The sequence below is a fragment of the Chryseobacterium sp. GTID13 genome (genome assembly GCF_056172655.1).
On the sequence record NZ_JAOCMB010000005.1, the window covers coordinates 1,707,266 to 1,720,238 of the forward strand.

The 12,973-nt window shown below is 37.5% G+C and carries 16 protein-coding genes and 1 pseudogene; 3 read left to right on the plus strand and 14 right to left on the minus strand.

Going from position 1 to position 12,973, the window contains the following annotated elements; translation table 11 throughout:
* Positions 1-368: 368 nt before the first annotated feature.
* The 10 genes from N4G44_RS14445 to N4G44_RS14490 form a co-directional block, all read right to left on the minus strand.
* Positions 369-770, minus strand: coding sequence for an ATP-grasp domain-containing protein (locus N4G44_RS14445; protein WP_474927909.1), 402 nt, complete (start codon positions 768-770; stop codon positions 369-371).
* Complete coding sequence (locus N4G44_RS14450) at positions 710-1,084, minus strand: hypothetical protein (protein WP_474927911.1); 375 nt, start codon at positions 1,082-1,084, stop codon at positions 710-712. Before N4G44_RS14450 ends, N4G44_RS14445 begins: the two co-directional genes overlap by 61 nt.
* Positions 1,048-1,371, minus strand: coding sequence for an MvdC/MvdD family ATP grasp protein (locus N4G44_RS14455; RefSeq protein ID WP_474927914.1), 324 nt, complete (start codon positions 1,369-1,371; stop codon positions 1,048-1,050). The genes N4G44_RS14450 and N4G44_RS14455 overlap by 37 nt, the downstream gene beginning before the upstream one ends.
* Positions 1,368-2,321 (minus strand): MvdC/MvdD family ATP grasp protein, encoded by a 954-nt coding sequence (locus tag N4G44_RS14460; RefSeq protein WP_474927915.1) that lies wholly within the window; start codon positions 2,319-2,321, stop codon positions 1,368-1,370. Before N4G44_RS14460 ends, N4G44_RS14455 begins: the two co-directional genes overlap by 4 nt.
* Before the next feature lie 82 nt (positions 2,322-2,403).
* Positions 2,404-2,637, minus strand: a complete 234-nt coding sequence (locus N4G44_RS14465; RefSeq protein ID WP_474927917.1) for a microviridin/marinostatin family tricyclic proteinase inhibitor — start codon at positions 2,635-2,637, stop codon at positions 2,404-2,406.
* Between the two features lie 52 nt (positions 2,638-2,689).
* On the minus strand, positions 2,690-2,926 hold the full coding sequence (locus N4G44_RS14470; protein ID WP_474927918.1) for a microviridin/marinostatin family tricyclic proteinase inhibitor: 237 nt from the start codon (positions 2,924-2,926) through the stop codon (positions 2,690-2,692).
* Positions 2,927-2,960: 34 nt separating this feature from the next.
* Positions 2,961-3,206, minus strand: coding sequence for a microviridin/marinostatin family tricyclic proteinase inhibitor (locus tag N4G44_RS14475; RefSeq protein ID WP_040998734.1), 246 nt, complete (start codon positions 3,204-3,206; stop codon positions 2,961-2,963).
* A gap of 117 nt (positions 3,207-3,323) precedes the next feature.
* On the minus strand, positions 3,324-4,103 hold the full coding sequence (locus tag N4G44_RS14480; RefSeq protein ID WP_474927919.1) for an alpha/beta fold hydrolase: 780 nt from the start codon (positions 4,101-4,103) through the stop codon (positions 3,324-3,326).
* Between the two features lie 103 nt (positions 4,104-4,206).
* Entirely contained in the window at positions 4,207-4,926 is a 720-nt protein-coding gene (locus tag N4G44_RS14485; RefSeq protein WP_474927922.1) for a pyridoxine 5'-phosphate synthase, read from the minus strand.
* Positions 4,927-5,058: 132 nt separating this feature from the next.
* Positions 5,059-6,327, minus strand: a complete 1,269-nt coding sequence (locus tag N4G44_RS14490; RefSeq protein ID WP_474927924.1) for a mechanosensitive ion channel family protein — start codon at positions 6,325-6,327, stop codon at positions 5,059-5,061.
* Between the two features lie 120 nt (positions 6,328-6,447).
* Here N4G44_RS14490 and N4G44_RS14495 point away from each other — a divergent pair, with 120 nt between their 5' ends.
* Positions 6,448-6,939, plus strand: coding sequence for a DUF456 domain-containing protein (locus N4G44_RS14495; RefSeq protein WP_474927926.1), 492 nt, complete (start codon positions 6,448-6,450; stop codon positions 6,937-6,939).
* Positions 6,940-7,069: 130 nt separating this feature from the next.
* The gene (locus N4G44_RS14500; protein ID WP_474927927.1) at positions 7,070-7,579 is read left to right on the plus strand and encodes a hypothetical protein; all 510 of its coding nucleotides are present in this window, start codon (positions 7,070-7,072) and stop codon (positions 7,577-7,579) included.
* Here N4G44_RS14500 and N4G44_RS14505 read toward each other — a convergent pair.
* The 4 genes from N4G44_RS14505 to N4G44_RS14520 form a co-directional block, all read right to left on the minus strand.
* Complete coding sequence (locus N4G44_RS14505) at positions 7,566-8,207, minus strand: uracil-DNA glycosylase (RefSeq protein WP_474927929.1); 642 nt, start codon at positions 8,205-8,207, stop codon at positions 7,566-7,568. The genes N4G44_RS14500 and N4G44_RS14505 overlap by 14 nt on opposite strands.
* 6 nt (positions 8,208-8,213) lie before the next feature.
* On the minus strand, positions 8,214-8,738 hold the full coding sequence (locus N4G44_RS14510) for a hypothetical protein (RefSeq protein ID WP_474927930.1): 525 nt from the start codon (positions 8,736-8,738) through the stop codon (positions 8,214-8,216).
* Between the two features lie 139 nt (positions 8,739-8,877).
* Positions 8,878-9,879, minus strand: a complete 1,002-nt coding sequence (locus N4G44_RS14515) for an acyltransferase family protein (RefSeq protein ID WP_474927932.1) — start codon at positions 9,877-9,879, stop codon at positions 8,878-8,880.
* On the minus strand, positions 9,876-10,394 hold the full coding sequence (locus tag N4G44_RS14520) for a GNAT family N-acetyltransferase (protein ID WP_474927933.1): 519 nt from the start codon (positions 10,392-10,394) through the stop codon (positions 9,876-9,878). Before N4G44_RS14520 ends, N4G44_RS14515 begins: the two co-directional genes overlap by 4 nt.
* 59 nt (positions 10,395-10,453) lie before the next feature.
* Between N4G44_RS14520 and N4G44_RS14525 the strand changes: the two are divergent.
* A pseudogene (locus N4G44_RS14525) lies at positions 10,454-12,600 on the plus strand (endonuclease MutS2).
* The last annotated feature ends 373 nt before the right edge of the window (positions 12,601-12,973 follow it).

Here is a 12,973-nt window from a genome sequence, read left to right on the forward strand (position 1 = left end):
AAAAACTGCCTATGCAAATTTGCGATTTTTAAAGCAGAATTCCACTTTATTTAACCAATATTATCATTTTAAGGTATCCGGTTTTCCTATTGCTATAATTTTAAACACAGGGAAGGATATTTTTAGCACTTTAATATAAGTTTAAAGCTTTGTAGAAAATACAGAGGACTTAAATTATTTGAAAACTGAATTCTTTAAGACGACAGATATTTGTCGGATCACAATTCCCCTCCCCTGAGGGGTGGCGAAAATTCAAAGAATTTTTGACGGGGTGGTTAAGCACAATCCCACATAGCTATTAAACAAAAAAAGGCACAAAAGCTAAGTACTAACCTTTTGTGCCTTTTATATTTAGATTGCATTCTGTTTTATGCCATCACCATATTATTTCTTCTCGGAGCCTTGTCACAAAGAACATCTGCAATGCTCTTGGAGATCTGGTTTTCTTCCGTCAGGTTATCCAGCCAGAAGAACTCACCGGCCGCATTGATCTCAATGAAATAATATTCGTCTTCAGGGGAAACAATGATGTCTATGGCACCATAATCCACATTGTATACATCTAAAAGTTCCAGAAGCTTCGATTCAACATCTGCCGGAAGCTCTGTCCTTACCCATTTGGTAAGCAAATTCACCCCGTCTTTTCTCCAATCGACTTTCGCATCTTCAGACTGCTGGGAATCTATTTCAAAAGCATAAACATCCTGCCCTACAATGGTAACGCGAAGTTCTTTTTTCTTTTCAATTTTTTCTGAAACTGCATCGGGCAATATACCAACGAATCCAATTCCTCCAGCTTGTCTTCGTTAACGACATTGGTAAAGACTACACTTTCCACTCCATCTTCGTAAATCGCAAAACCGGTCTGCATTTTAGCGATCACATTCTGATGTTTAAGGATGAACTGCCTTGCTTCCTCCGGATTGTTCGTCAGGCAGGTTTCAGGAATCTTAAGTCCTAATTTAACTGCAATTTTAAGCTGCTCTTCTTTACTGTCCAGTCTTCTGTAAATACCCGGTTTTCCCAGCGCATAAGCATCTACAGACTCTATAAATCCGAAAAGCGTATTGCGGATCTCACCCATGGCAGCGCCATAGAACTTTTATCCATTTCTTGTTTTACCCCGCTTCCGATATTATAGGCTCTCCTGTACCAAACGGCAGCAATGTCGTCCAGACGGTATTTTGCCTCTTTTGTTTCAAGAATGCTGATCCACTCTCCATCCTGGTATATGGTTGAAAGTTTATTTTGTATAGGATACAGATCCACATCGAAACGGATGACCTCGCAGCCATTTTTTTCTATATATTCCGTTACTTTTTCAATTGAAAAATTATCTGCTGTATGTGTAATGATTAATATTTTATTCATGGGTTATTGATTCTTTTTATAAGGTTATCGGCGATTCTTTCTGCAATGGGAAAACCAAGCTCTTTCTGCAGCATTCCCCATTCTCCCTGCGGATTTACTTCAAGGAAATAATATTCTCCATCTTTTCCCCGGATCATGTCTATTGCTCCGATATAAAGCCCCATTTCCTCCATCATTGAAGCAAGGCAAGCTTTGATATTTTCCGGCAGTTCATAGGCCGACCAGGCATAGTTTCCCTGTACCACCCTCCAGTCTGCATTTTCACTGTTATTGATCTTTCCGGTGAAAAACTCTCCGGCTATATAAACGATCCTCAGTTCATACTCTTTATCAATATACGGCTGAAAGATCATCGGACAATATGAAATATCTGCAATATGCTCCAGGGTATCTTCTTCAATGATCATTGTTGAGATAAGATTTTCCCCGTTCATGGTTTTTGCCGTCAGGCTGTGCAGTTTTGCGACTGCTTTCCCGTTGCAGAATTCATGAAAAAAGGCAGTGATCTTTTCTTCATCATTGGAGAAAATAGTTTCAGGAACGGTTAAATGATTTTCTTTGGCAATTTTCAGCTGAAGCATTTTATTTCCATCAATTTTTCTTTCATTTTCATAAGGATTGATCCATGGAATGTTTTCTAAAACAGTAATAAGGTTGTAGCGAAGGCTGGTGTAACCACTCAGGAATATTTTCCTGTAATCTTCGTCCAGCTCTTCGGGAACAGATACTCCCCAGGCTTTTCTGTGCCATACTCCTTTGATATCTCCGGAATGAATGGTATTTCCGGATTCATCGGTCAGTTCAAACGAATCTTCATTCACACTGATCTTCTGGAGATGATTCATACGGTCGGAATTCAGCCTGAAATACGGAATATTTTTAGAGTCAAGATATGCAAAAAAAAGATCAATATTATAAAAATCCTGTGAATGGGTAATGCAGAGAATCATTGGCCGCTTTTTATTAAAAAAGGAAACTTAGTGGTAAGTTTCCTTGGTATGATTGTATTAATACGATTAGTATTTCAGGTTCTTAGTCCAGTGGAATAATTGGAGCATCATCATCTCCGTCAGACGGATATTTCAGCGTATGCATCATATCATCTTTAGGCGAAGTTACCACATCAACAGATGGTTTTGTGATGGAATCTTTTAAAGTGTCGGTGATAATCCCTGTATCGCCTCCTTTAATGGTTTCAGGATCTTTAAGCTGCTTTTCCAGGAATGAAGCAAAGAACGGCTTCTTTTTTGAATCTTTGTTTTTCATAATAATTTAGTTTTGGTTGAAAATATACTTATAACTTGTATTTTTTAGAAATTTAGACTACATCATCATCACCGTCTGAAGGATACTTCATGGTTACCAAAAGATCCTTGCTTGGATGAGTCACATGATCAAAAATCTGTGCGGTAACGTTATCAACAGAAGGTGCAGTAACGACGTCGTTATCTGTGTTTGAAATAATGCCGCCACCCTGAATGGTTTCCGGATCTTTAATCTGCTTTTCCAGGAATGAGGCAAAAAACGGCTTCTTTTTTGAATTTTCGTCTTTCATAGTCTTTGAGTTAGGTTATTGTTTTTATTCCGGTTTAAAGAATATCTAACTCTCCGGACTCATCACTGTCAGACGGATACTTCATGGTTACCACCTGATCCTTTAACGGAGTTGTTGCATTGTCGAGAAAAGGTGATGTTGTAACATTATCCCTTTCAGGTATAGTAACAATATCTGTAGTCGGTGTAGTAACTGCCCCACCCTGAATTTTTTCAGGATCGCTGATTTGTTTTTCTAAAAATGAAGCGAAGAATGGTTTCTTTGAATTTTTCTTTTCCATAAGTTATTATATTTAGTTTTTATACAAAACTAAAGTACAAAAAATTTCAACACACGGGGAAATAATATTTTTATTTTAAGAAAAATTTAACTAAATCTATTGAAAAACGGAAATAAATTAATTCAAATTCAAAAATTCTTTAACAACTTTCGCAAAATCTACCGGATTCTCAGCCTGAACCCAATGTCCTGCATTTTTAACCGTAACTATTTTAGCTTTCGGAAACTGCTGTTTTATTCCGTACTCGTCCTGAGGAAGTATATAATTTGATTTTTCCCCTGCAATAAACAAGGAATCGCCTTCGAAAACTCCGAATTTAACAGCATTGGAAACAAATTCGTTATATTTTTCCGATAAGGTTTTAAGATTAAACCTCCAGTTCAGTTTTTTGTTGTCATCCCAATACAGGTTTTTTGCTAAAAACTGAATCGTAGATTTTTCAGGAATATATTGGCTCAATACTGCTTCCACTTCGCTTCTTGAATTTACCGTATCGAAATCTACGGTCTCAAGAGCTTTAATAATTCCCTGATGATGTGGTGGATAGGCTTTTGGAGAAATATCCACGACAATAAGTTTTTCTACTCTTTCAGGGTATTTCAGGGCAAATTGCATGACCGCTTTTCCTCCCAGAGAATGCCCCAGGACATGTGCTTTCTGAATTCCGTAATGATCCATATAGCGGGCAATGTCATCAGCCAGATCGTCATGCGACATGCTTTCGGAATGAAAGCTTCTGCCGTGATTTCTCAGATCGATCAGATGTACGGGCAGGTATTCACCCAGGTCTTTCCCGAAACTTCCCCAGTTATCAAGCATTCCAAATAGCCCGTGAAATACGAGTAGTGGCGTTACCGTAAGGTTTTCGCCAAATATTTTTGAGTTTAAGATGTCCATTTTTTAAAGATTAGAAGTTAGAGGTTAGAAGCTAGAAATTAGGGGTTGGGGTTAATATTTAAAGTACATCTTCAACACTAACCTCTAATTTCTAATTCCTTTTCTACCATTTTGCCAAACGTTTCAAATAGGCCTGAACCGTATTTTCAAGTCCCATATAAAGTGCTTCAGAAATTAAAGCATGACCTATGGAAACTTCCAGAAGATTGGGAATATGATCAGCAAAGTATTTTAAATTTTCGAGGCTCAGATCGTGTCCGGCATTGATTCCTAAACCAAACTCGGTTGCGACCAATGCTGTTTCATAATAAGGTTTTATAGCCTGTTCTTTGTTGGCAAGGTAATTTTTTGCGTAAGCTTCAGTATACAGCTCAATTCTGTCAGCTCCTGATTTTGCTGCATATTCTACAAGTTCCGGTAGCGGATCAAGAAAAACAGAGGTACGGATTCCCGCATTCTTGAATTCTGCAATAATTTCAGTCAGAAAATCCAGATGCTTTCTGGTATCCCAGCCTGCATTGGATGTTATAGCATCGTCTGCATCAGGAACCAGCGTTACCTGTTCCGGCTTTACCTCAAGAACCATATCAATAAAAGAGCGGTGAGGGTTTCCTTCAATATTAAATTCCGTGGTAACCAGAGGTTTCAGGTCATACACATCTTTTCTGGTGATATGTCTTTCGTCAGGTCTTGGGTGGATGGTAATTCCCTGTCCGCCAAATTCCTGAATTTTCACTGCCGCTTCTGTTACGCTTGGTGTTTCGCCTCCTCTTGCATTTCTTAACGTCGCAATTTTATTGATGTTTACGCTTAGTTTTGTCATTTTTTATTGAGATGTGGATAATAAGGATGGAAGTTTAAAGATGGAAGCTCGAAGTCATTCATTGCATACCGGACTTTTTCCTTTATTATCATAATTAAATTAATTTTAGAGATCTGTATAAACATTGATTCATCAAACCTTTACACTTATCTGCATTACCTGAAGATCGAATTCCTTGGAAGCAACCAGCAGATGGTCAAAAATATCTGCCTGAATCTGTTCAAAATGCTCCCACTTGGAATCGTTTGAGAAGCAGTACACTTCCAGCGGAAGCCCCTGCGGGGTAATATCCAGCTGGCGGACCATTTTTGCTCCTTTCTGGTCTATATCAGGATCATTTTCTATATATTTCTGTGCATAATATCTGAAAACCCCGATATTCGTAAGCTGCCTTCCATTGATGGTTTTATTATTATGCTGCAGATTTTGTTTTTCCTGTTCAATTTCCTGTGTTTTCTCTTCCAGATAGCCTGAAATCAGGTTGATTTCTTTCAGACGTTCAATATCCTCTTCGTTCAAAAATTTAAAGGAATTGATATTGAAATAAATGGATTTCTTGATCCTTCTGGTATTGGATTCAGACATCACCTGAAGGTTTTTAATCTCCGTGGTCAGGAGATCATAAGTAGGAATGGTTGAAACTGTTTTATCGAAATTGGTGATCTTTGTGGTCAGAAGGCTTATATCCGTAATATTTCCTTCGATGCTGTACTTCGGAATACTTACCCAGTCCCCTACTTTAAGATTTTTGGAGGTAGCAACATGGATCCCGGTTACAAAACCTAAAATGGTATCCCTGAAAACAAGAACCAGTACGGCAGTAATGGCTCCCAGACTTCCCACAATAGTCGTTCCCTTGATCCCGAATATTACACAGAGCCCTACCACGGAAAAAATGAAGATTCCCAGGATCTTTACAGTTTCCGAAATGGCATTCAGTGCCATAATCTTATAAAAATCCTGCTTTATGGTGAAGAAATACCTGAAACCTGTCAATGATCTGTAAAGCATACCCGCCAGAATCATAACCAGACCTAAATTGATGGATCTGTTGATGAAAATATTGGTTTTAGGAAGTGCTGTGGCAGGAAATATAGAAGGATGGACGGCTCCTACAACCAGAAGTGCAGCAAAATGAGCCACAGAATTGGAGATCTTAGACTGGTATACAGACCGGATAACCGGATATTTTTCATCACTTTTAAAAAATCTGAAAACAAAATTAATAGCAAATTTAAAAATGAAATCCACTACCAAAAACACGGCACACAACAGCCCTAGTTTAACAATAATATGAACGACCCAATCCATACCGCCGGGCGTTACCTGGCTGATATAAATATAAAGCTGATCGCTTATTTCCTGCAAAAAGCTTTTCGTGTCCTGTATCTCGTCTTTCATTACAGCAAATTTATAAATAAAGAATGATGATGTTACTATTGACCATCAATTTTCATCCCAAATATGAAAAAGGCTCCTGAAAATTTCTTTTTTCCTATCTTGCATAGATAATTTTAAAGAATGGATACAGCCTTAATTAATATTCTCTGTCTCATTTTATTGGTTCTCGGTATTCTGGGAACTTTTCTTCCTGTACTTCCAGGGCTTGTACTGAGTATCTGCGGTCTTCTGATCTATAAATTCGGGACGGATGCCGACCTTCCTATGATTTATATCTGGGCTTTTGTGATCCTTACACTTATTTCTGTAGTACTCAGCTATGTAATTCCGGCAAAAACCAACAGAAAGTATGGAGGAACACGCTGGGGAAGCATCGGATCGATCATCGGGACCATCGTGGGAATTTTTATTCCTATTCCATTAGGATTTCTTATAGGAATGTTTGCCGGTGTATTTATCGGGGAACTTCTTCACGACAGCAAGGATATGAATAAGGCCTTACAGTCGACCAAAGGAGTATTTATCGGCTTCATTTACGGAACAGGTTTCAGCCTTGTGGTAGGTGTGGCAATGTTTTTGGTAGTAGTATTGAATATGCTTGGTGTTATTTAAGCAAAAGGGAATAAAATTTAGATAGAAGCTGGAAGCATGAGGATGGAATTTAATGCAGGATGCCAGATTTCCGGCATTGCAGCTATAACAGATTAATGATAAATAAATTCACATCAAAAAAAGAAAAAATATGTTTCATAAAGCCATTATATTAAGTTTGGGAATGCTGACCTTAGCAGGCTGCAATGCCCAGAAGAAGGCAAAAACACCGGAAGTAAAAGCAGGTACAACTGCCGGTACAAAAAGCACGAAAGCTTCAGAAAAAGAAGGTATCATTTATTTTAATCAGGGAGAAAATAAATTTCTTCCAAAATATCAAATGAATGTTACGTTCAAAGGGATTTCTGAAGACAGCCGCTGTCCTGAAGGAGTCAACTGCATCTGGGCAGGCGTTGCCATAGCACAGGTAGAAGTAATGAGCACTACTTCCAGACCTGTGACCTTAAATCTTGCCACTATGGATAATGCTGGAAGAAACTATCATCAGTCTGAAGGCTTCAATGGATATACCATTTCTCTGGAAGAGGTAAGTCCGTTCCCGAAATCCGACGGAGGGGCAAAAGCTTTGGAAGGAAAATACAGAATCGGAATCAAATTCACCAAAACCGGAGCAACAAGATCGGAAACTACCAGGAGATAGGTTTCTTTCCCTTTGAAATTAAGTACTCATTAATTTTCGAGAAGGGCTTGCTTCCGTAAAAACCTCTGTGTACCGAAAAAGGTGACGGGTGTGCCGATTTTAAGATAAAATGTTTAGCCGGATCAATGAGTTCGGCTTTTTTCTGTGCAAAAGCTCCCCAAAGCACAAAAACCACGTTTTCTTTTTTATCTGAAATTTCTTTGATGATAAAATCTGTGAATTTTTCCCATCCTAAATCTTTGTGGGAATTGGGAGAATGGGCACGTACCGTTAAAGTGGCATTCAGTAATAAAACGCCTTGCCTGCCCCAATCATCCAGTTCTTTGGAAGTCCTTTCAATGCCAAGGTCGTCTTTTAATTCTGTAAAGATATTTTTAAGCGATGGCGGCGCCGTTACCTGTTCTGAAACGGAAAAACACAAACCATTAGCCTGATAATCATTATGATAAGGATCCTGTCCCAGGATTACCACTTCAACGTCTTCAAAGGGAGTTATTTCCAACGCTCTGAATATCTGACTTTTAGGTGGAAATACTTTAGTGGTTGCATATTCCTGCTTTACCTTTTCCCAAAGGTTTTTAAAATATTCCGTATTTTTTATGGGTGCTAAAATTTCTGTCCAGGTCATTTCTATCTATTTATTACAATATTCGTACACTCTGTCTTTGGCTAAAACGATATGGTTGATGGCTGCCATCTGGTAATCGAGATGTACCTGTCTTGAAGCCACAATCCCGCTGTTTTTATCTTCCAGCTGATTATCAATCATTCCTACAGGCCGCGAATAGTTTTTATCGATTATAAAAAGTGTAGCATTCTGATCATCGCTGAGCTCAGTTTTGTCATATTTTACATAATCTCCTTTCACATATTTCTCATTACAGTCGATACTGTTAATATCAAAGTCAACAACTTGCTGGTATTGCTTAAAAGGTGCAGGCTGAACAGGAAGATTACAAACAATCATATGATTTTCTTTATCATATGTGCCTTTTTCTACTCCAAAATATTCATCCATATCTTCATCTTTTACGCCCATATAGATTTTAAAAACAGCCTGATTACTCATGATATTATTTCCGTTATACCAGGTGAAGACCTGAAGAATAACAAAGAAAACAGCCGCCAGCGCAACAATACCTATTAAAACTTTTTTCATGGTTAGTCTGATAAAAAATCAAATATAAATTAAATATCTGCAATATCAAATTTCGCTTGTCTCTGACTGGAAAGTTTATCTGGAAAGTCTTCATCTTTTTTCTATTCTTCCAAAACAAAATGATCCTAAAAAATACAAGTTATATTTTAAATATTTTCACCTTTCTTTCAATAAGGATATAAGAAAAATAGGACAATAATATTGAAAGACCAATCAAAAGAAAGTTATTGAGGTGATAAGAATCTATAATCACTATTTTTTGCTTCCTTACTATATAATGAATAATATACAATGAATAAGAAATATTTCCTAAAAAATATACTGCTTTTGTTTCTAAAAAAGTTTTGATAAGACTTTCTCTTTCCGAATACAAATGTTTGATAATTACTGCAGACAATAAAGGAATAAAGAACAAGCCTCTCGCTGTATAGAGCAGCAAAAAAAATAAAATAGCAATACCATACACAACGAAATTATTTTTCTTAGCTCTAATTTCCGGTAAAAATGCAATACCAATTCCTAAAAAATAAGATGATATTGTTCGTACCAAAGAGCTTACCCCGGAAACAATATCAAGATATTGCGAAGATTTATTTCCCGTAAGCGGTGCATGATCAAAGTAAATATCCGGCAGATAAGGAACGATACATCTTAAAACCAGCCCTGATATAATAAGAAACCAACTGTTTATTTTATACCTGAGTATGGCCCAAAGCATAAAAGGAAATATAAGATAACAGATCCACTCCGTACTTAATGACCAGTACACTTCATTTAATAAATAATTGGGATTAAAAAAACACTGTACCAATCCAGCATTAATCAGAAATTCCGGCCAAGAAGGATCTTTTGCGATAAATAAAATGATAAAAACAATAGAGAAAAAATATACGGGATAGATTCTATTGATTCTTTTTTTGTAAAACTTTTCTACTCCATCAAAAGTCAGATGCTGAAATTTTCCGGAGTATGAAACAGCTAACAGAAAAGCACTAAGTACGAAAAAAATATCTACTGCCACATATCCTTTCCCAATTACAGACTGGATCCAAAAATTTTTAAAATAACTGAAATGAAAAAAAGTTACCCATAATGCTACAATACCTCTAAGTCCTGTTAACGATTTTATTTCGTTTTTCATAGCGTAAAAAGCTCTTTTTTCTTTAAGCTAAAAACAATATTATCAGGAAAGTCTTCATCTTTTCTCTCCTCTTCCAAAACAAAATGATGCTTCAGCAGAAGATTTTTCGAGCTTATATTAGACTTGTGGGTCATTGCCACTACTTCCTGAAGGTGCAGTTCATTAAATCCGAATTCTAAAACCGCTTCCAAAGCTTCCGACATGATACCTTTTCTGTGATAATCAGGTAAGAGTTCATACCCTACTTCGGCCGTCTTTCTGCCTTCAGAAAAGTTCCAGAGGCAGATCGTTCCGATAAGATTAGGCTGATCTTTTAGAGAAATTCCCAAATAAATCGTTTGGTTATTTTGAATTCTTTCCTTAATGGTTAAGATAAACTGAAGCGCATCATAATTGTTCTTGGGTGGATTTCTCGCCAAAAACTGGTTGATGACTTCATTGCTACGGATCCGCAAAATATCTTCAACGTGGCTTTCGTTGATCTTTTTTAAATTTAATCGCTTAGTTTCAATCATTAATTTTGTAAATATCTCAAATATACGTAATAATCACATTTTCTCACTAAATTTGCAGTGTGTATATAAATAAAGAAGATTTAAACGAATTAGAGTTTCCGCAATTGCTCGCGGAGATCTCTCCATTTGCGTATTCTCCGAAAACGAGAGAAAAAATTCTTCAACTTCGTCCCATGGAAATTGATGAGGCGGAACTTTCCCTGAAAAAAACGTCGGAATATCTTTCGAGTTTTGAAAGTTCAAATGCAATTCCGTTCGATGAATATGAAGATATCGAAAGTGAGCTGAAATTAATGCTGATCGAGAATTACCGTCTGGAAAACAGTGCTTTCATCAAAATAAAAACCTTAACTGAACAAATAGGAAAACTTCAGAAGTTTTTCCCAACCATGCCCGACACTTTTCCTAACCTGATAAAAGATGTTTCTGAGCTGGAATTCAAAAAAGAGATTATTGACAAGATAGATAAGGTCTTTAACCGTTTTGGGGAAGTAAAAAGTGATGCTTCTCCGGTTCTGAAAGAGCTTCGTTCTGAAATCCAGGTGGCTAAAAAAGCCATTCAGGAAAATTTCAACCGAGCTTTATTTAATTACGGACAAAGTGAATTTCTGGATGATATCCGCGAAACGATTATTGAAGATCAAAGGGTTTTAGCAGTAAAATCCGGATTCAAGAAAAGGGTGGCCGGAAGAGTTCTGGGAATTTCAAAAACCGGTTCTATTACTTACATCCAGCCGGACAGTGTGGTAAAACATTACTTCAAGCTTCGTGAAAATGAAGAGGAAGAGAAAAAGAGATCGACAAGATCTTAAGAAAGCTTACTGCTGAACTGGCTGAGTTCCAGCCCCAGCTGTGGAGATACCAGGTCTATATTTTTGAGCTTGACCTTACGAGAGCAAAGGCAAAATTTGCTGAACTGGTTAACGGAATCCTTCCAAAGATCAACCGTCACAGAACATTAAAGCTTAAAGATGCCTTCCATCCGCTGTTATGGCTGAGAAATAAGGCAGAAAACAAAACTATTTTCCCACAAACTCTGAGTTTGACGGATCAAAACAGAATCATCTGTATTTCCGGGCCGAATGCAGGAGGGAAATCCATTACCCTGAAAACCGTTGGACTGCTTCAGCTGATGATCCAGAGCGGAGTTCTGGTACCGGTACATCCAAGATCTGAAATGTTCTTTTTTGAAAAGATCATGACGGATATCGGTGACAACCAGTCGATTGAAAACCATCTTTCGACCTATTCTTCGAGACTGAAGAAAATGGCTGGAATTATCCGTGAAGCTGATAGCAATACCCTGTTGCTAATTGATGAATTCGGGACAGGCTCTGATCCGGAGCTTGGCGGTGCGCTGGCGGAAAGTTTCATGGAATATTTCTATGATAAGAAGAGTTTTGCCATCATCACCACACACTATACAAACATCAAGCTTGTGATAGAACAGCTTCCGCATGCTGAAAATGCAGCGATGCTTTTTGATGAAGAAACACTGGAGCCCATGTACAAACTGGAAGTGGGACAGGCAGGAAGCTCATTTACTTTTGAAGTTGCCGAGAAAAACAGGATTCCAAGGTTTATCATCCATGCTGCGAAAAAGAAGGTTGAACACGATATCGTGAATCTGGATAAAACCATTGTAAAGCTTCAGCAGGAAAAATTTGAGGTTGAAAAACTGAAAACGGATCTTGCCGAAAGAAAAGAATCTGTAGAAGATAAGCGCGATAATCTTCAGAAGCTGAACGAGCAGCTGCAGCAGAAGCTTTTCAATTTTCAGAAATTATATGAAGAGGAACACCGTAAGCTTCAGTTCGGGAACAAGATTGAAACGTTCATCGACAGTTATGTAAAGGGTAAATCGAGGAAAGATGTCGTGAAAGATTTTGTGAAGCTGCTTGAACAGGAGAAATTCAGGAAAATAGGCGCTGATAAAGATGAATCGAAACGTCTTCAGGTGGTGAAAAGAAAAATTACGCAACAGCTTAATAAGGAAGAAGTGATCGAAAAGATTGCCGAAACCAATGAAAAGCTGGAAGAAAAACGCAAAACCGACCGTGCCGTCTGGATGAAGGAAGGTCAGCGTGTACGTATTGCAGGAAGCACCAGCGTAGGGACCATTGAAAAGATTTCAAAAAATAAAGTAATCGTGAATTACGGAACTTTCAAGACGACGATTAATGCGGATGAATTGGAGAGGATTTGATTTGTTGATGGGATGATGTGGCGATTTGATGATTGATGAGGCAATTATTAATTGAAGACTTATTACTACTTATTTATAAAATAGCGCTGTGGTTTCAGCGCTATTTTTATTTTCCTGAAACATTAATCTTATCCAACCGAATTTTGTTTTACTTTTGATTTATGGATAAAAATTTATCAGTTCTCTGGATTTTTTACAGAAAGCTAATCATTCCAGCTGTTTTATTTTCACTTTTGATCTCTTTCTTAAGTCAGTTCAGTATTGAAAATTTCGGACTGTGTTTTTTCCTGATCTTTCCGCTTCTTCATTTCTTTATTTATGATATCAGACTTAAAAGTGAATATTATTTTTATGCTCATTTCGGTTTCTCGAA